The organism is Agrobacterium sp. 22094, from assembly GCF_052046015.1.
Taxonomy (GTDB): Bacteria; Pseudomonadota; Alphaproteobacteria; order Rhizobiales; family Rhizobiaceae; genus Agrobacterium; species Agrobacterium cavarae.
This window is the reverse complement of the sequence record NZ_JBQEPX010000004.1, coordinates 81,322-99,948: the sequence shown is the minus strand read 5'-3', so window position 1 is coordinate 99,948 and position 18,627 is coordinate 81,322. Positions and strand designations below refer to the sequence as shown.

Sequence of the window (18,627 nt, the reverse complement as noted above, 5' to 3'; positions counted from 1 at the left end):
GACGTCATCCTCGAGCTTGAACCAAGCATCGATCATGCTTGCCGGATGTTTCATCGGCAAATGCATCAGGATGCCGTCGAGTGAAGGCTTTCTTTCTTCTGCTCGATAAAGAGCACGCAGGTTCGTAAGAAAAATGGCGGTAGAGACAATGACCGAAACGGCGGCGCTTTACGCACGACAAGAGGACCGCTTAAACCCCGTTCTGGAAATGCGCGGCATCAGTCAGATTTTTCCAGGCGTGAAGGCACTGGATAATGTCGACATCCAGCTCTATTCCGGCCAGGTGACGGCGCTTATAGGTGAAAACGGCGCTGGCAAGTCCACGCTGGTAAAAATCCTGACGGGTATCTATCGCCCCAATGAGGGTGAAATTCTGCTCGACGGCACACCGGTTCATTTTCTAAGCGCGCAGGATGCAATCGATGCAGGCGTCACTGCCATTCATCAGGAAACCGTTCTGTTCGACGAGCTTTCGGTTGGCGAGAACATCTTTCTCGGGCATGCGCCTAAGGGTCGCTTCGGGCTGATCGATTGGACAACGATCAACGAGAAATCCCGCGCGTTGTTGGAGCGACTGGAAAGCAAGATCGACCCCACAATCCGGCTGAAGGATCTCTCCATTGCACAGCGCCATCTGGTCGCGATTGCCCGTGCACTGTCGGTCGAGGCGCGCATCGTCATCATGGACGAGCCGACGGCAGCTTTATCACGCAAGGAAATCGACGATCTTTTCCGCATCGTCGAAAACCTGAAGCGGCAGGGCAAGGCGATCCTGTTCATCAGCCATAAGTTCGACGAAGTCTATGAAATTGCCGAGAATTATGCCGTCTTCCGTGACGGCCGCATGGTCGGCGCAGGGAAACTGACTGCCGCGCCCCAGGACGAGATTGTCCGGTTGATGGTCGGCCGCGATGTAAAGGACGCCTTCCCCAAGCAGGCCGTGAACATTGGCGGCACCGTGCTCTCCGTGGAGGATTACTGCCACGAGACGGAGTTTCTCGGCATCTCCTTCGATTTGCGACAGGGCGAAATTCTTGGGCTCTATGGTCTGATCGGCGCCGGACGGTCGGAGTTTTGCCAGTCCCTCTTCGGCATGACCCGTCCCGCATCCGGAAGACTGAAGCTTGACGGCAAAGCAGTAATGATCCGCTCACCGGAAGACGCAATTCGGGCCGGTATCGCCTATGTACCGGAAGAGCGGGGCCGTCATGGTCTGGCGCTGGAAATGCCCATCTACCAGAACATGTCCCTGCCCTCTCTCTCCCACACATCGCGCAAGGGTTTCCTGAGAGCCGCAAACGAATTCGCATTGGCGCGCAAATATGCAACGCGCCTTGATCTTCGTGCGGCGGCACTTTCCGTGCCCGTTGGAACGCTGTCTGGCGGCAACCAGCAGAAGGTCGTGATCGGCAAGTGGCTGGCGACAAAGCCGCGGGTCATCATTCTGGACGAGCCGACAAAGGGTATCGATATCGGCTCGAAAGCTGCGGTCCATGGTTTCATCAGCGAACTGGCGGCGGAAGGTCTGTCCATCATCATGATTTCATCCGAACTGCCGGAAATTCTCGGCATGTCCGACCGCGCGATCGTGATGCGCGAAGGGTTGGTGGCAGGCCGGTTTGAGCGGGCGGAGTTCTCGCCGGAAAAGCTGGTGCGCGCCGCCACCGGAAATGCGTGAGAGGAAATGCGCATGAAGACACTTCTGAAGAACCGCGAATGGCTGCTGGCCGGCATCATCATTCTTCTCATCATCGGCTTCTCGTTACGCTCGCCGGGCTTTGAGCGCCCTGCCAATCTCGTCAACATCTTCAACGATACGTCGATCCTGATCATTCTGGCGCTGGGGCAGATGACGGTCATCCTCACCAAGTCGATCGATCTGTCGGTGGCAGCCAACCTCGCCTTTACCGGAATGGCCGTGGCGATGACCAATGCCGCATTTCCAGGCGTGCCACTCCCTCTCCTCGTCGCAATGGCTGTTGGAATTGGCGCACTGCTCGGTTCGATCAACGGTATTCTCGTGTGGTGGCTTGGCCTTCCTTCAATCGTGGTGACACTCGGTACACTCACCATCTATCGCGGGATGGCCTTTGTTCTGTCGGGCGGCGCATGGGTCAACGCGCACCAGATGTCGCCGACATTTCTCAACGTGCCCCGCACGTCGATCCTCGGCATGCCGGTTTTGTCCTGGGTGGCGATCCTCGTTATCGTCGCTGCATGGATCATCCTGAAGAGAACCGCCTTTGGTCGTTCGGCCTATGCTTCCGGCGGCAACCCGAGTGCTGCGATCTATGCCGGCATCGATGTCGGCCACACGCGCTTCCTCGCCTTTGTCCTCTCCGGCGCGCTTGCCGGACTTGCGAGCTATCTATGGGTGTCGCGTTACGCCGTGGCCTATGTGGATATCGCTCAAGGGTTCGAGCTGGATAGCGTCGCGGCAAATGTGATCGGCGGCATCTCGATTGCGGGAGGTATCGGGTCGGTACTCGGCGCCGTGCTCGGCGCGCTCTTCCTTGGCGTCATCAAGAACGCGCTTCCGGTGATCGGGATCTCTCCATTCGCGCAGATGGCGATCTCCGGCATCGTCATCGTATTGGCCGTCGTCTTCAATGCGCGCGCAGAAGCGCGCAAAGGGCGCATCATCCTGCGCGACAGAGCCGCCACAGAACAGAGCAAGGAGGCTGCGGCATGAGCATGGATCAATCCCAACCCCAGGCGTCACCTCGCATCATTCCGGACAAGCTCAGCACGCCTTTCCGCCGCATCATGGCAAGCTGGGAAGTGCTGCTACTTGGCGTTGCAATCCTGATCTTCATCGCCAACTCGCTGGCCTCCCCGTACTTTCTCGACGCCTGGAACCTCTCTGACGCCACCTTCAACTTCACCGAAAAGGCGATGATCGCCTTTGCCATGGCGCTTCTGATCATCGCCGGTGAAATCGACCTTTCGGTTGCAGCCATCATCGCGCTCGCCTCGACCGCCATGGGTTACGCGGTGCAGATGGGTGTGGGAACGCCTGGACTTGTGGCGATCGGTATTAGCGTCGGCCTTGCCTGTGGCGCTTTCAACGGCTTTCTCGTCGCAGGGCTGAAGCTGCCTTCCATTGTCGTCACGATCGGCACGATGAGCCTGTTTCGCGGTATTTCCTATATGGTGCTGGGCGACCAGGCCTACGGCAAATATCCAGCGGACTTCGCCTATTTCGGCCAGGGCTATGTCTTCTGGGTGATCTCCTTCGAATTCGTTCTCTTCGTGATGATGGCGATCGTCTTTGCGATACTGCTGCATGCGACGAATTTTGGACGACAGGTCTATGTCATCGGCAATAATCCATTTGCCGCCCGTTTTTCGGGCGTGCCCGTGGAGCGCGTGAAGTTCATCCTGTTCCTCCTCACGGGCCTGATGAGCGGCATCGCCGCCGTATGCCTCACCTCGCGGCTCGGCTCCACGCGCCCGTCGATTGCTCAAGGGTGGGAGCTGGAGGTCGTGACCATGGTCGTTCTCGGCGGTGTGTCGATCCTGGGCGGCTCGGGCACGATCGGCGGCGTGGTGATTGCAGCTTTCGTCATGGGGCTCGTCACTTTCGGTCTTGGTCTTCTTAACGTTCCAGGCATCGTCATGTCGATCTTTGTCGGCCTTTTGCTGATCATCACCATTGCCATTCCAATCGTCGTGCGCCGCCTGAAAGCGATGAGGTAAATCATGCCAGAGCTTGAAAAACACGCGTTCAAGATGAAGCTCTTTGCGGGCAAGCAGGCGGAGTACAAGAAGCGCCACGACGAAATCTGGCCGGAGCTCGTCGACCTGCTGCACGAGGCCGGCGTGACCGACTACTCGATCCACCTCGATCCTGAGACCAACACTCTTTTCGGTGTCCTCACGCGTACGAAAGACCACGGCATGGCGGCGCTGCCCGATCATCCCGTGATGAAGAAATGGTGGGCGCACATGGCCGATATCATGGAGAGCAACCCGGATCATTCCCCGGCCGCAACCGATCTCATCACCGTCTTTCATCTCCCATGAGCAAGCCGATCCGGACCGTTGCCGTCATCGATATCGGCAAGACACACGCCAAACTGATCGTTGTCGATGCTGAGAGCGGCAAGGAATTGGCGTCACGCAAGATTGCCAACAGGGTCGTAGGCGACCCACCCTATCCGCATTATGATACGGATGCGCTGTGGTGCTTCATTCAGGAAGGGCTTGCGGAACTCAACAATGTGCCGGGCTATCAGGCAATCTCGATCACCACACATGGCGCAAGTGCAGCGCTCCTGAATACGGCGGGCGAGTTGGCGATGCCCGTTCTCGATTACGAGTTCACATTCCCGGATCAGATCATCGACGCCTACGAGGCAATCCGCCCGGAGTTTGCAAAGACTTTTTCGCCACGCCTGACGGGTGGACTTAATCTCGGTGCGCAACTCCATTATCAGCGTGCGTGCTTTCCCGAGGCGTTCGCCTCCGTCTCGACCATCCTGACCTACCCGCAATATTGGGCGCATCGCTTAACCGGTATCGCTGCGAATGAGGCCACCTCTCTCGGCTGCCACACGGATCTGTGGCGCCCCTTTGAAGGCGACTATTCAAGCCTCGTCGCGCGTCTCGGTATTGCCGATCTCATGGCGCCCATCCGCTCTGCCTTCGACGTTCTGGGACAAACGACGCCGACTATCACTCGCCAACTCCGCCTCGCTGCACCCGTTCCTGTCTACTGCGGAATCCATGATTCCAATGCGTCATTGCTCCCGCACCTCGTCGGCTTTGGCCTTCCTTGCACGGTCGTATCGACCGGCACGTGGGTCGTGTGCTTTGCCGCAGGCGGACAGGCAGACGATCTTGATGAGAACCGCGACACCTTGGTCAATGTCGATGCATTCGGCAAACCCGTGCCTTCCGCCCGTTACATGGGCGGCCGCGAGTGGGAGATCATTACCAAGGGTCTGGAGCAGGTTGCACCGGACGCGGAATGGATCGCGGTAGAAGATGTCATAGCCAAAGGCCAGATGCTGCTGCCAAGCGTCGTCAGCGGCACCGGCCCGTTTCCCGGCGCCACGGGCGGCTGGCGCAACGAGCCGCAAACGGATGAAGGCCGGCGGGCGGCTGCCAGCCTCTACCAGGCCTTGATGACCATGACCTGCCTTGACCTGATCGGATCACGCGGGCCAATCGTGGTGGAAGGCCCCTTTGCCGCAAATAGAGTCTTCCGGGCAGCGCTCTCCACCCTGTCCGGCCGAGACGTGTATGCCTCCGCCTCCCATACAGGCACATCGCTTGGCGCAAGCTTTCTCACCGGCACGAAATCGAATGTTCCTGTCGAGCTGGTGACCGAGAAGATTACGCACCTGAACACGTACGCCAAAAGGTGGCGGGAAACGGCGGAGTGAAACCCGACACACCCCGCCCCTCTTATGGCTTCAGCTCTGCTTGACGAATTCACCGCCCTTAATGATGTACGGCATGTGTTTGCCCTGCCCCGTCAAGACCGACAGATCCTCGAGAGGATTGCCATCCACGACGATCAGATCGGCATAAGCGCCTGGGGCCACGGTTCCCAGTTTGCCTTCAAAGCCAAATGCCTTGGCCGCATCCAGCGTTGCGGAACGGATCACGTCTGCGGCTGGTAGATGCTGCCCGCGAAGAACAAATTCCTCCGACTGGTGCTCATGCATCTCCCCCAGCAAATCCGTACCATAAACCATGGTTACGCCCGCCTTGTGGAGCACTTTCAGCGCCTCGAAACCGGCGCTGCGCACATCCTCGATCTTGGCGACAGAGACCGGCGGCAGGCCGAGCGAAGCGCCGTCCTTGGCCAGGCGGTCATAAACGATGTTGGTCGGCACGACGAAGGCACCGCGTTCCTTGGCAAGCTGCGCGGTTTCCGGCGTGATCAGGTTGCCATGCTCGATCGACTTGACGCCGCACTCGATCGCGCGGCGGATGGCGGCATCTGTGTAAAGATGCGCGGCCACATAGGTCTGCGCATTTTCCGCCTCTTCGACGGCTGCGAGCACCTCTTCTTTTGAAAAGCCGAGGTTGGCGATCGGATCGGTCGGCGACGATACGCCACCATTGGCCATGAGCTTGATGAACTGCGCGCCGCCCTTGACCTCCTCACGACATGCCTGGCGAACGGCGTCGACGCCATCACAAATTCGACCGAGCGCACCCAGTTGATCGGGATAATGCTCGACGGAACGGCGGTTGAACCGGCCGCGATAGTCGGTATGGCCCCCGGTTTGCGACAGCGCCTTGCCACAGATGATCAGCCGCGGGCCGATAATCGTCCCCTCCTGAAGCGCTTCGACCAGACCGTGATCGGCACCGCCAAGGTCACGGACCGTGGTGAAGCCGCGCATCAGCATTGCCTTCATGATGTTGGCTGAGCGGAGCGCCACAAGAGAGTTGGGCAGATCGGCATTCGCCCCCAGATCGAGCTTGGTGGCGATGACATGCACATGCCCATCAATAAGTCCTGGCATCAGGATCTTGCCATCCAGATCAACCACCCGGTCGGCAGTCTCCGAGATCGACTTGCCCACGTCAACGATCAGATCGTCACGGATGAGCACATCCGTTGGAGCGGTCGGTTCGCCCTGCGATCCATCAACGATGCGGGCGTTTTTGAGAAGAATTGAACTCATGGCATTCACTTTCAGTCGATGTTTTTTAAAGGCGTACGCCAAGATTCAACTTTGTTTGGCGGCAAGCAGGAAGTAAGGCACCAACCACGGTGCCAAAGCCTCGGCGCGGCCGAGATGGCGTTCGTCATAAACACCGGCGCGATGGGTGAGATTGATCGTTCCGATGCAGGCCCCGTCGAAGACGACGGGCACATTGATCTGCGTGCCGCCACCAAGACTTGCGATGAGCTCATGATCGAAGAAGGCCCATTTGATGCCGTCCATATCCTTGGCGAGAAAGCTTTTATGTTGACCAATGACATGGCGGCCCCAGGGCGTGTCGGTCATAGGCTTGCGGCCGGACACCGGATAATGCTCGGGGTCTGAGGAGTAGATGCGAACGACCTCACCCCCATCGACCGCCAACAGGGTAAACAGGACGTGCCCGATTTCGCGCTGAAACAGCTCATCGAGAGCCTGGAAGAAGGGGGCCGGCTGATCGGGCTGCTTCATGGCTTCGTAAAGGCTGATCTCATTGTGCATGTGTCGATCCTTTTTGCTGATGAGGGAGCAGCAGTTGCCGCTCCCTGATGGGCCTGGATGTCAGCGCGCGGCAAACTCTTCCGCCTCGATCTCCTCGAGCGACCGGTTCTTTGTCGGAATGCCGAGGAAGAGAACGGACGTAGCGCCGATGAACAGGATGACGGTCGTCATGCCGAAGACACCAGCGAAACCGCCGATCGGATAGACAGCACCCACGAGGATCGGTGCGGCAATCCCGCCGATGCGGCCAATTGCCGAGGCCGTACCGACGCCGGTCGCACGAATGCGTGTCGGAAACACCTCCGGCGTATAGGCGTATTCTCCGGCTGCAACGCCATTGATGAAGAAGGAGAGCGTCATGGCAAGCGCGATAACCTGCGTGTCACCGGTAGCGAAAGCAAGCGAGAGAGCCGAAACAGCTGCGAGCGCCATATAGAGCACGATGGTATAGGGACGGCCAATCTTCTCGCAGAACCAGGCGGCTGTGAAGTAACCCGGAATTTGCGCCGCATAGATCAGGATCGAGAAAGAGAAGCTTTTCGTCATGGTCATGCCACGCTCGACGAGCAGGCTCGGGATCCATGTCATGAAGGCGTAAATACTGAAGGTCACCGACACCCAGAGGAGCCAGGTCATGATGGTGATGCGCAGGAAGCGCGGCGACAGCAGTGTTTTAAAATTTGCCATCAGCGAGGTATTCGGCGTTGCAGAGACCTGCGCTGTCGGTTCCGGCGCAGGCAGAACGACGCCGCGGGCCTCGTATTGCTTTTCTATGCCGGTGACGATGTCATTTGCTTCCTGATGGCGACCCTGGCTCTCCAGCCAGCGCGGCGATTCCGTCAAGCCACGGCGCCACCACAAAACCACCACGACCGGCATGGCGGTGACGATCAACGCATAACGCCATCCGTCGTCGGAGGCAGGCACAAGCAGATATCCGAGAACCGCGGAGATGACGAAGCCGAAGGAGAAGAAGGCTGCGAGCGAGGCCGTGAAGCGGCCACGATACTTCGCGCCGACAAATTCCGAAAGGAACGGCGCGATGATCGCTGCTTCGGCCCCCATGCCGATACCACCGACGACACGCAGCGCGAAGAACTGGTGCCAATCATTGACGGCAGCGCCACCGAGACTTGCCAGGCAGAAGAGCACAAGTGCCCAGAGCATGACGTTCTTGCGGCCATAACGGTCGCCGATCGCTCCGGCAATAAGCGCGCCGATGAGGAAGCCGACATAGGTACTGCTGGCGAGATAGCCGACCTGAAGGCTTGTCAGTTGCCACTGCGCCCGAAGCGCGGGAAGCAGAAAAGCGATGATGCCCGCGTCCCAGGCCTCGAACATGTAGCCCAGCCCGCCCATCATCAGCAGCTTGTATTGAAAGCGCCCGACGGGCAGCCTCTCCAGTCTTGCAGCAGTATTATACATTCGCAGTCCCCATCATTATAGTGTGTCACCTCCGCCGCTTTGCGGACGGTGTGCGCGTCGTTTCGTCGCGCAACATTTTTTGCACAGGAAGATTTGTGAATGCAATATGCAAAAAACGCTGCAGGTGATTTTGCGGGCACGCTAGAAGACTGGCTGCGTCATCTTGATGAGAAATTTTCTCTGACGCCAGCCGCACATGAAGTCGTGCAAGCCGTCATCAACGATCCACGGCACGCCTCTTTTGCATCCGCCGCCGAACTCGCGCAAAAGGCCGATGTCAACGTCGCGACGATCACCAGAACCGCGCAAAGCCTTGGTTTTTCAGGATGGCCTGAGCTGCGGCAGGAAATTCGTACACGCTTCATGAGCAAGCTTTCGGCACCTGAGGTCAGCGTCGTCCATCAGCAGGAGACCGGCAACGAGCGGCCGTTCGACGCGGCCATGAATCGGCAGATGGAGCAACTGACGGCTCTGCGCCGGCGTACCGACCGCAACTCCGTCAAGGAGATTGCAAAACTTATTGCAGGGGCAAAACGCCGAATCGTTCTTGGATCGGGCAGTTTCGCTTCGATTGCCAACATCCTCGCACACCACGCCACGCTCTGCGGCTATCGCATGGAGCTTGCAACCGACGGGGTGATGATCGCCAATGCTTTGGGCGATGTGAAGGAAAACGATGTCGTCATAATCTTTACCTTCTGGCGCCTCTATAATTCTGCGATCAGGGCTGCCGCTCAGGCCAAGGCCAAGGGCGCAACCACCTGCGTGATCACCGACGCAGCCGTGGATGCACTGGCAAAAAATGCCGATTATCTGCTGCTGGCACCGGCAGAGAGCACGTCTTTCTACGCAACCGTCGTTCCAGGCATCGGGCTTGCGGAGGCCATCTCTGCAGAATTGGGCGCGCTCAACCCGGAGATGAGCGCGCGTTCCATCGCCGATTTCGAGGAGCAATGGCAACACCAGGATCTGCTCTTCACCAAAACAGCGCCCATGGCTGGAAAGCCTTTTGATCAGCTTTGAGATCAATCCGATCCAGGACGTGCGGGCAATTTGCTTTTTCGACACCCCTTCATACGGTGAAGCATCGCACCGGAAGGGCTCGGTTACCGGGCAGCCGCATTGACGTCCAGAGTGATGGCTTCTGGCAGATCATGCAGGACCGTGTCTCCACCAACGCCCGTGTGGCACATCGTCATCGCAAAGGACGCAGGCACCTTCAAAGGGGTGAGTTTGTGATGCAAAACGTTTCGCCTGTAGGTGACGATCTGGTGCGGCGCTGAAATGAAGGCCTGCAAGGTCGAGACATCCGGTCGACCGTCCGCGCCAGGCTTGCAAACAACGATGAGGGACGCCGCCTGATCCAAAGCGAGAAATGTCTGAGAGGAATACGGGTGCGTTTCAAGCTGACGGATCGTCAGCTCTGGTGCGATCGTCTCCACGGTAACGATTTGCAAGACCGGCAATTTCGCTTCGCTCGTCGCATCGAACGTGCCAGTCGCAAAGGCTGAGCCTTTCAGCGAGGATATGTCGAAAACGTTGCCGAAGAATTCGAAACTCTCTGCTGTCAGCGGCGTCGCAACAATAGGCTTCATGTGTCTGCTCCTCGAAAGACGAGTTGAACCTTCATGCTCTGCGAGCGATCGCTAGCGCGCTCGAACGCATCCCGCGCCTGTTCAAACGGGAAGCTGCTGCTGATGAGAGATTTGACGTCGATCAGGCCCCGTCCCATCATATCCACCGCGAGCTGAAATTCTTCGTGGAAGCGGAACGTGCCTCTAAGCTGCAGTTCCTTGGCAACGATTGTGTTGACCGGAAGCGTCATCTCGCCGCCGAGGCCAAGCTGTACGATGACGCCGCCGGGACGCAGCACATCCAGAGACGAGACGAGCGCCGATTGATTTCCGGACGCTTCAAACAGCACATCAAATGTACCCTTTTCGATACGGTAAGGCTCGAGTGCCGCCGGACTGCTCGAAACGTTGATCGCTTCGTCAGCACCAAGGCGCCTTGCCAGGTCGAGAGGCGCATCGACGACATCGGTAATGACGATGCGCGCTGCGCCCGATCGTCTCGCCACCAGCACGCTCAGCATGCCGATCGGTCCAGCCCCGGTGATGAGGACCTGCTTGCCGAGCAATGATCCGGCCTGCCGCGCCGCGTGAAGGCATACCGCCAGAGGCTCGGCCATGGCCGCCTCTGCCATCGACAACGCGTCGTCTATCGGTACAAGTTGTGACGCGTGAACCGTGACGCTTTCGCGAAACCCTCCTTGCACATGCGGCATGCGCATGGCGCTTCCCATGAAGCGCATGTCAAGGCACTGGTTCTGCATCCCCTCGGCACAATAGCGGCAATGGCCACAGGGTCGACTGGGATTGACCGCAACGCGCATGCCCGGCACGAGATGGGATACATCCCCGCCGACCTGTTGCACGACACCGGAAAATTCGTGGCCAAGCGCCATGGGCTCACGCACGCGGACCGCGCCGAAACCGCCATGATGATAGTAATGCAGATCCGACCCGCAAATTCCACCGACAGCGACTCGGACGAGAACCTCATCTTCACCGAGGAGCGGCACGCCAACATCTTCAACGCGCAAATCTTTCGGTGCGTGGATTACGACTCCTCGCATGGTCTTCTCCTCCCTTGAATACCCGTGCTGCTCCAGCATCGCCCCCCCGGAAATCGGACTCCATTTCGGAAAAGACGACGCGTAGATTTAAAGAGATAAAGCGTCCTTGGCGCATCCAAAGGGACGCACCGCGCTCTAAAGAACGGCCAACATTCCGCCGTCGACATAAATGATCTGGCCATTGACGTAATCGGAGGCCGATGAAGACAGGAAGACTGCCGTGCCGATCAGCTCCTCCGGCTTGCCCCAGCGCTTCGATGGCGTGCGACCCTTCACCCAGGCGTCGAATTCGGGATTATCGATCAGCGCCTGATTCATGTCGGTCAGCATGTAGCCGGGACCGATGGCATTGGCCTGAATGCCATGCTGCGCCCATTCCGCTGCCATAGCCCGCGTCAGCATCTTGATGCCACCCTTGGCCACTGTGTAGGGCGCAACAGTCGCGCGTGCGAGTTCGCTGGTCAGCGAGCCGATATTGACGATCTTGCCGTAACCGCGGGGGATCATCCGCTTTGCCGCTTCCCGCCCGATGACGAAGGCGCTTGTGAGGTTGGTATCGATGACCCTCTGCCAGTCCACTGTTTCAAGCTCGACCATAGGCTTGCGATATTGGATACCTGCATTGTTGACGAGAATGTCCACGGCAATTCCTGCCGCGTCGAACCCGTCAAACGCCGCCTTCACCTCATCCTCAGCCGTCACGTTGAAGGCCGCCGCCTCCGCCTCGTGCCCCGCCTTGCGAAATTCGGCCACCGCTTCCGTCACGCGGGACGGGTCAGTGCCGTTAATGAGAACACGGGCACCCGCCACGGCAAGGCCTTCCGCCATGGCCCGGCCGAGCCCGCGTGAAGAGCCTGTTACCAGTGCTGTGCGACCCTTAAGATCAAAAATGGAATGGCTGCTCATCGTTTCCTCCTCAAAGCGTGCTGCGGCGAACCGTCAGGTCCGAACGTTCGAAAACCTGCGGCAACAATTCAGTGCCGAGGCCTGGTCCTTCCATTGGCAAGACAAATCCGTTCTCGATGACAGGAACATGGGTGACAAGCTCTTTATACCAGCCCGTATAGAAAGCCCGGACCGATTCCTGGATCATCGTGTTGGTCTGCGAGAAGGATGAATGAACGGCAGCGGCATAGGCGACCGGACCCGTGCAGTCATGGGGTGCGTAGGGCCGGTGGTATGTATCGGCAAGGGAAGCGATCTTTCGGCCCTCCGTCAGGCCACCAGTCCAGACGAGATCGGTCATGACGATGCCGATGGCGCCGGACTCCAGCATGTCCTTGTAAGGGAAGCGTGAACCCAGCGTTTCGGAGGCGCAAATCGGTACGCTCGTTGACGCTGCAAGCTCTGAAAGAGCCGATACCGAGTTCATTCGAATTGGGTCTTCGTACCAGGTCGGGTCGAATGCTTCCAGTTCACGGGCAATCCTCTTGATGGTGGGCAAGTTCCACAGACTATGAAACTCCACCATGATCCGCATCTTATCACCGACCCGGGCGCGGATCTGCTCAAACGGCTTGATGGCCGCTCGAAGCTGGTCCGCTGTGATGTAACGGCCATCATTCTCAATGGCGGCAGGGTCAAACGGCCATATCTTCATGGCGGAAATACCCTGCTCCAGAAGGTTCTCCGCGAGCGCTCCCGCATCGGTCATGAAGCCCTTGAGGTCTTCATACGGCCCCTCTGAATTGTCGCGGAAATTCCAGGTATCGACCGGCTTGATCTTGTTCGAGCGGACATAACCGTAACCCGCACAGGTGTTGTAGATCGGGATTCGATCATGGCAGAGACCACCTAGCATCTGATGCACCGGTTGGTCGCACACCTTCCCGAATATATCCCACAAAGCAAGATCGATCGCGGACGCCGCACGGTATTCAGCGCCAGTGGACGCCTGCGCCATCGGCAGGTTCACGAGCTCGCGCGCATGTGCCTCGATTCTCAGGGGATCGCGACCGAGCAGGCGTCCTGCAAGCACATCATGGATGTGGGCCTCGACCGAGCCCGCACCATAAAAGGTTTCCCCAAGTCCGATAATTCCCGCATCGGTATGGACGCGAACCCACAGCACGTTTGCGAACTCTTCGGTTCGCAACGTCTCGATAGACGTAATTTTCATTCGTTCCTCCCGTGCCGCGCCGCTGCGCGCCCGATCTCATTCCGACAAGAAGGCGAGCCTCCCAGCCAGCCTCTGAATGGACAATAATATCGCTTGTGAAATTTCACAACATGTTTTATACGACTGATACGCTGACTTTCATGACCGCGACGGGGAGGAGACCGGAGATGGCACGCAAGCAGACCAAACCCGCGCTCGTGACCGAGGGCGCTAAGCCGAAGCGGGCAAACAGAGTCAATTTCTTCGACCTTGCCTATGAGCGCATCGAGGAACTCCTGATCAATTGCGAGCTGAAGCCCGGCAGGCAGTTGACCTTGCAGGAGCTCCAGGATGCCACTGGCCTTGGTCGCACGCCTGTCCACAATGCCGTTAGCCGCCTTGCAGCGGACACCCTTTTGATCGTCCTTCCACGTCACGGATTAAGAGTAGCGCCAATCGATCTCGCACGAGAGCGTCTTCTGCTGCAGTTGCGCAGAGACATGGAACGTTTCGTGGTAAGACTGGCAATCGAGCGCGCAAGCCTGTCTCATCGCAATCAGATGCTACACATAGAACGTGCCTTGCGCGAACGTCGCGACGAGATCACGCTCGGTGAATTCAACGTGCTGGATCGTCGTATCGACCAGATCTTACTGGCCGCAGCAGACGAACCCTTTCTCGAACACACATTGCGGCCCCTGCACACAATCTACCGCCGCATCGGTTTCATTCATCATACGATCACCCATGGGCAAGCCGATCTGTCGACGACGATCGACTGCCATTTGTCCGTGCTGAATGCGGTGGCGAACCGGCATCTGGATACAGCTCTTTCTGCCACTGATGCCCTGATCGGCTTTGTCGATTCCATGTTCGTTGAGATGGAAGCCGGCATCGATCCGAGGCTGCTTGATTGTAGCATTGAGCCGATTTTCAAGATTTGAGTGAGATCTGAAGGAGCGAGTGCGGGGCCGATACCGGTCAGAGGACAGCATAACTTTACCCAGTCCATTGAAATTTCACAAAATGTTATTGCGAATGCGGTGCTGGGAGGTACCGCAGATCACTCAGGGAGGAACACGAATGAAAAGAGCAGCAAAGGCACTTCTCGCGGCAAGTATGATGGCAGTCATCGCCCCATGGGCGGCACCGGCATTCGCGAAGGATAAGATCACCTTCGCCGCCGCCGTCTTTGCCGAAGCAGGACGTGGCGACCGCGTGAAGGCGTGGATACAGTCCTTCAACGCAAGTCAGGATCAGGTCGAAGTCGAACCCATTGCGATCCCCTTCTCCAGCCTCGCCAACACTGTCTTCACCCAGATGGGCGGAGGAGGCGGCCCGGACCTCATTCGCTTCGATCAGACGGATTTTTTCGCGGCCATCCCGTCGGGGCGACTAATGCCGCTCAACGATATGATCGACGACAAGGCCTATGATTTTCTTGGTCCGGATCGCTTCATGAAGGTCAAGGACGTTCGTTACGGTCTGTTGTTCGATACGACAGGCTACGCACTGCTCTACAACAAGGACATCCTCCCCGAACCGCCGAAGGATTTCGACAGCTTCCTGGCGGCAGCCAAGGAGAAAACCAAAGACGGGACTTTCGGCTACGCCTATCGCGCAACGATGGCGGAGCGTGCGGGTTTTTGGCAGGACCTCTGCAATTATGTCTTTGGCTTCGGCGGACGCTGGAGCGACAAGGACGGGAAACTGACGCTCAACAGTCCCGACGTCATCAAGGGCGTCACCGCTTACAAGCAGGTTTATGACGCAGGCGTTACCCCGAAGGGCGCCGATGCCGCCACCTATCGTCGCATGTTCTGGGAAGGCAAGATTGCCATGAACATCGACAATGGCGGCGTAGCGGCCATCTTCCATCAAAATGCGCCGCAACTGCCCTTTGCAGCCGCTCCTTCGCCCTTTCCGGACAAAGCACAGGGCCTCATCATGACGGCACTCGTCGTCAATGCCAATACGAAGCACAAGGATGCGGCCGGCACTTTCATCAAGTGGGCATACGCGCCGGAGAACCAGAAGAGCCTTCAGGCCGCGATGGGAACCGGCGTCGGCACCAAGCTTGCCATGTCTGCTGAAGAGCAAGCCAAACAACCGTGGCTGAAGGTCTATGAGGAGCAGATGCAAAATGCTCTTCCGCAACTCGTCATGGGTCACGAGGGAAAGACGCCGGAAATCCAGCAAATCGTGCTTGAACAGGTTTTGAAGGTCCTTCTTGAAAACGCGGACCCGAAAGAAGCGATGGATCGTGCCCAGTTGCTGGTCGAGCGGCGTGTACTGCGGTGACGTGACATGCGGAGGCTTCCCATCAAGCCTCCGCAAACCCACTCGTTTCCTGATCGAGGTCAATGATGAAACGCGCCCAAATCGTTCGAGCAAGGCTCGACGGCCATCCGTGGACGCCCTATCTCTTTGCCGCACCCGTCGGCATCTATCTGCTGCTTTTCCAGTTCTATCCGCTGGTTCAGCAGTTCTATATGAGCTTCACCGCAACCGACCTTTTGACACCGGGCGTCAATCCGTTTGTGGGTTTTGACAACTATAGGTTCCTGATCGAGGACGGTGAACTCTGGAAAGTCCTGTCGGTGACGGCGATCTATACCGTGGCCTGCGTCGTCTTCGCCATCGGCGTCGGACTGGGGTCAGCCCTTCTTCTCGATTCGCCTTTCTTTGGTCGCGGTATTGCGCGCGCGCTGATAACAATTCCCTGGGCAGCGCCGTCGGTTGCCGTAGCCCTCGTCTTCACCTGGATATTCAATTCGCAATACGGCATTTTCAACCGCGTGCTGACGGGCCTCGGTCTGCCCTTCGGCGGCGAAAACTGGTTGGATGATCCAAAGCTCGCGCTCCCCGCGATCCTGCTGACGACAATTTGGCAGATATTTCCGTTCTCTTCGGTTGTCATTCTCGCTGCGTTGCAGGGTGTCCCCCAGGAACTTAAGGAAGCTGCGGTCATCGACGGGGCAGATCGCCTGAACATTTTCAAGACGGCAACCTGGCCAACCATCCAGCCGACTGTGCTGATGCTGACGCTTTTCGTTACCATCTGGTCCTTGCGCCGTTTCGACTTGATCTGGCTGATGACCCAGGGCGGCCCAATCGGCGCGACCAATACGCTCGTCATAGAATTGTATCGGCAGGGCTTCGTCTATCGCGATCTCGGAGCGGCAGCGTCCATCGGCATGATCGGTCTTTCCATCGCCCTGCTCGTGACGGTCATCTATTTCAAGGTCACGCAGATGACCGAACAGGCACAGGGAAAACGCTGATGACGACGCTACGAAACGGTCAGCACCTGCGTATCCTCTCAGTTCTGTTCATGCTGGGTTTCGCGGCCTTTCCGATCTACTGGATGTTCGTCACCTCTACGACGCCCTCGTCGGAGCTGTTCGCATCCTCCTCTCGCCTGCTACCCGACTGGTCGCAACTCGGCACCTATGTCGATGTCTTCAATACGATCCCCGTCGCCACCTGGCTGAAGAATAGCTTTCTTGTTGCAGCAGGCACCACGGTCCTCAGCATTTTGCTCGCCGTCTTGCCGGCCTATGCCTTGTCACGCTTCCGCTTTGCGGGTTTGGCGCTGCTTGGCTTTGCCTTGTTTGCCACACAGATGCTGCCGGAAGCCATGCTGGTCGTGCCACTCTATTCGATCTTTGGAGACCTCGGCATGTTGAACTCGATCACGGGGCTGATCCTTGCCAACACAGCCTTCGTCGTGCCCGTCATCACCTGGATCATCAAGGGCGCGATCGATGGCATTCCCCTCGAGATTGAAGAAGCGGCACGCGTTGATGGATGTTCCAGACTGGATATCGTGCTGGGCATCGTCATCCCACTGATTGCCCCGACCCTTGCTGCCGCTGCCGTGATCTCCTTTTTCCACGGCTGGAACGAGTACGTTTTTGCCCAGACTCTCGTCAGCAGCGAGGCCCTGCGCACAGCATCGGTCGGTCTTGCAAGTTTCGTCGGTGAACTCTCCACACCCATTCACTCGGTCATGGCAGTTGGCGTCATCTACACCCTGCCAGCCATCGTCTTTTACCTCTTCGCCCAACGCTATGTGGTCTCGGGAATGACCGCTGGTAGCGTCAAAGGCTGATGGGAGCACGTCATGTCTGCTATTGAACTCAACAATATTTCGAAAAAATTCGGTGCGAAGGAAGTCATTCGCGACATTAACGTCTCCATCGATGAAGGGGATTTCCTCGTTCTGCTGGGACCATCCGGCTGCGGCAAGTCGACATTGCTGCGAATGCTGGCTGGACTGGAGAGCATCTCGGGAGGTGAGATTGTCATTGGCGGCAAGAGGGTCGACCAGTTGCCGCCGGGAGACAGGGATATCGCCTTCGTCTTCCAGTCCTATGCGCTTTACCCGCATCTTTCCGTTCGCCGAAACATGTCGTTTCCCCTGCTGATGCAGGAGTTTCGTCTTTGGCATCACCTGCCCGTCATCGGCGGAATGGCGAAACGCCGGATCGAAAACTCTCCTCGCGTCGTCGAAAAGGTGACGAAGATATCCAAGATTCTTGGACTGACGGAGATGCTGGATCGCTTTCCGCGTACGCTCTCGGGCGGGCAGCGCCAGCGCGTTGCACTTGGGCGCGCCATGGTACGCGAGCCTGAAGTGTTCTTGATGGACGAACCTTTGTCCAACCTCGATGCCAAATTGCGGACATCCATGCGTTCGGAGATCTCACGGCTTCACAAGGAGATCGGCGGAACCTTCGTTTACGTGACGCATGATCAGGTTGAAGCAATGACCATGGGCACGAAAATCGCCCTGATGCGGGACGGCGTCATCCAGCAATTCGGTACTGCCCGGGAAATATACACCGATCCAGCCAACACTTACGTCGCGCGTTTCATTGGCACACCGCCCATGAACCTGATCGTCACCAACAGACGAGGCAACGAACTGACCGTTGGTTCGACCATTCTGCCTATCGCGCCGCCTGCAATACAGACCGCATCCGATGTCCTGCTGGGCGTCAGACCCAACGCCGTTACAGTGTCGAGCGCACCTGTCGAGGGCGCCCTGAGTGGCGACGTGGTTATGGTCGAGCACGTTGGCGCGGACTCCATCATAGCCGTTCGTCTGAAGGATGGTCGTACCGCTCATGACGAGGATGGCGACCTTGATGCGGTGATGGTGACCGTTCCAGGTTACTGCGATCTTTCGATCGGGCAGCCGGTATGGGCAACCATCGACCTCGGTCAGGCGATATTTTTTGCAGCAAAGACAGGGGAGCGCATTCGCACATAAGCCAATGCGGTTTGTCGGC

18 protein-coding genes are annotated in these 18,627 nt (G+C 58.0%); 11 read left to right on the top strand and 7 right to left on the bottom strand.

The window, feature by feature from the left end:
- The first annotated feature begins 148 nt into the window (after positions 1-148).
- From ACTJK5_RS17555 to ACTJK5_RS17535, 5 genes are read left to right on the top strand one after another with little or no spacing between them, the layout of a single operon-like run.
- The gene (locus ACTJK5_RS17555) at positions 149-1,678 is read left to right on the top strand and encodes a sugar ABC transporter ATP-binding protein (protein ID WP_062426722.1); all 1,530 of its coding nucleotides are present in this window, start codon (positions 149-151) and stop codon (positions 1,676-1,678) included.
- Positions 1,679-1,690: 12 nt separating this feature from the next.
- Positions 1,691-2,692 (top strand): ABC transporter permease, encoded by a 1,002-nt coding sequence (locus ACTJK5_RS17550; RefSeq protein WP_062426963.1) that lies wholly within the window; start codon positions 1,691-1,693, stop codon positions 2,690-2,692.
- 2 nt (positions 2,693-2,694) lie between these two features.
- Positions 2,695-3,699: an ABC transporter permease gene (locus tag ACTJK5_RS17545; protein WP_440612992.1), complete on the top strand. Its 1,005-nt coding sequence runs from the start codon at positions 2,695-2,697 to the stop codon at positions 3,697-3,699.
- 3 nt (positions 3,700-3,702) lie between these two features.
- Complete coding sequence (rhaM, locus tag ACTJK5_RS17540; RefSeq protein ID WP_062426720.1) at positions 3,703-4,026, top strand: L-rhamnose mutarotase; 324 nt, start codon at positions 3,703-3,705, stop codon at positions 4,024-4,026.
- On the top strand, positions 4,023-5,390 hold the full coding sequence (locus ACTJK5_RS17535) for an FGGY-family carbohydrate kinase (protein WP_062426719.1): 1,368 nt from the start codon (positions 4,023-4,025) through the stop codon (positions 5,388-5,390). The genes rhaM and ACTJK5_RS17535 overlap by 4 nt, the downstream gene beginning before the upstream one ends.
- Before the next feature lie 30 nt (positions 5,391-5,420).
- On the opposite strand, the gene ACTJK5_RS17530 is transcribed toward ACTJK5_RS17535, so the two are convergent.
- From ACTJK5_RS17530 to ACTJK5_RS17520, 3 genes are read right to left on the bottom strand one after another with little or no spacing between them, the layout of a single operon-like run.
- Positions 5,421-6,647 (bottom strand): metal-dependent hydrolase family protein, encoded by a 1,227-nt coding sequence (locus ACTJK5_RS17530; RefSeq protein WP_062426718.1) that lies wholly within the window; start codon positions 6,645-6,647, stop codon positions 5,421-5,423.
- 45 nt (positions 6,648-6,692) lie between these two features.
- Positions 6,693-7,169 carry a GAF domain-containing protein gene (locus tag ACTJK5_RS17525; RefSeq protein ID WP_113179047.1) on the bottom strand — a complete coding sequence of 159 codons (477 nt, stop codon included), beginning with the start codon at positions 7,167-7,169 and terminating at the stop codon, positions 6,693-6,695.
- Positions 7,170-7,229: 60 nt separating this feature from the next.
- The gene (locus ACTJK5_RS17520; protein WP_112520389.1) at positions 7,230-8,594 is read right to left on the bottom strand and encodes an MFS transporter; all 1,365 of its coding nucleotides are present in this window, start codon (positions 8,592-8,594) and stop codon (positions 7,230-7,232) included.
- Between the two features lie 99 nt (positions 8,595-8,693).
- Between ACTJK5_RS17520 and ACTJK5_RS17515 the strand changes: the two genes are divergently transcribed.
- Positions 8,694-9,617, top strand: a complete 924-nt coding sequence (locus ACTJK5_RS17515; protein ID WP_062597977.1) for a MurR/RpiR family transcriptional regulator — start codon at positions 8,694-8,696, stop codon at positions 9,615-9,617.
- Positions 9,618-9,700: 83 nt separating this feature from the next.
- Here the strand turns inward: ACTJK5_RS17515 and ACTJK5_RS17510 are convergent, their stop codons facing one another.
- The 4 genes from ACTJK5_RS17510 to ACTJK5_RS17495 all read right to left on the bottom strand — a co-directional run bounded on the left by ACTJK5_RS17510 (position 9,701) and on the right by ACTJK5_RS17495 (position 13,351).
- Positions 9,701-10,189 carry an ureidoglycolate lyase gene (locus tag ACTJK5_RS17510; protein ID WP_113179049.1) on the bottom strand — a complete coding sequence of 163 codons (489 nt, stop codon included), beginning with the start codon at positions 10,187-10,189 and terminating at the stop codon, positions 9,701-9,703.
- Positions 10,186-11,232 (bottom strand): L-idonate 5-dehydrogenase, encoded by a 1,047-nt coding sequence (locus tag ACTJK5_RS17505; protein ID WP_113179050.1) that lies wholly within the window; start codon positions 11,230-11,232, stop codon positions 10,186-10,188. Before ACTJK5_RS17505 ends, ACTJK5_RS17510 begins: the two co-directional genes overlap by 4 nt.
- Positions 11,233-11,367: 135 nt before the next feature.
- On the bottom strand, positions 11,368-12,138 hold the full coding sequence (locus tag ACTJK5_RS17500) for an SDR family oxidoreductase (RefSeq protein WP_113179051.1): 771 nt from the start codon (positions 12,136-12,138) through the stop codon (positions 11,368-11,370).
- A 10-nt stretch (positions 12,139-12,148) separates the two neighbouring features.
- Positions 12,149-13,351: a mandelate racemase/muconate lactonizing enzyme family protein gene (locus tag ACTJK5_RS17495; protein ID WP_440612915.1), complete on the bottom strand. Its 1,203-nt coding sequence runs from the start codon at positions 13,349-13,351 to the stop codon at positions 12,149-12,151.
- A gap of 167 nt (positions 13,352-13,518) precedes the next feature.
- Between ACTJK5_RS17495 and ACTJK5_RS17490 the strand changes: the two genes are divergently transcribed.
- The 5 genes from ACTJK5_RS17490 to ACTJK5_RS17470 all read left to right on the top strand — a co-directional run bounded on the left by ACTJK5_RS17490 (position 13,519) and on the right by ACTJK5_RS17470 (position 18,608).
- Positions 13,519-14,274, top strand: a complete 756-nt coding sequence (locus ACTJK5_RS17490) for a GntR family transcriptional regulator (RefSeq protein ID WP_113179053.1) — start codon at positions 13,519-13,521, stop codon at positions 14,272-14,274.
- 139 nt (positions 14,275-14,413) lie between these two features.
- Positions 14,414-15,631 (top strand): ABC transporter substrate-binding protein, encoded by a 1,218-nt coding sequence (locus ACTJK5_RS17485; protein ID WP_113179054.1) that lies wholly within the window; start codon positions 14,414-14,416, stop codon positions 15,629-15,631.
- Between the two features lie 65 nt (positions 15,632-15,696).
- The gene (locus ACTJK5_RS17480; protein WP_113179125.1) at positions 15,697-16,614 is read left to right on the top strand and encodes a carbohydrate ABC transporter permease; all 918 of its coding nucleotides are present in this window, start codon (positions 15,697-15,699) and stop codon (positions 16,612-16,614) included.
- Positions 16,614-17,444 carry a carbohydrate ABC transporter permease gene (locus ACTJK5_RS17475; RefSeq protein WP_113179055.1) on the top strand — a complete coding sequence of 277 codons (831 nt, stop codon included), beginning with the start codon at positions 16,614-16,616 and terminating at the stop codon, positions 17,442-17,444. Before ACTJK5_RS17480 ends, ACTJK5_RS17475 begins: the two co-directional genes overlap by 1 nt.
- A gap of 12 nt (positions 17,445-17,456) precedes the next feature.
- The gene (locus tag ACTJK5_RS17470) at positions 17,457-18,608 is read left to right on the top strand and encodes an ABC transporter ATP-binding protein (RefSeq protein WP_113179056.1); all 1,152 of its coding nucleotides are present in this window, start codon (positions 17,457-17,459) and stop codon (positions 18,606-18,608) included.
- Positions 18,609-18,627: the final 19 nt, after the last annotated feature.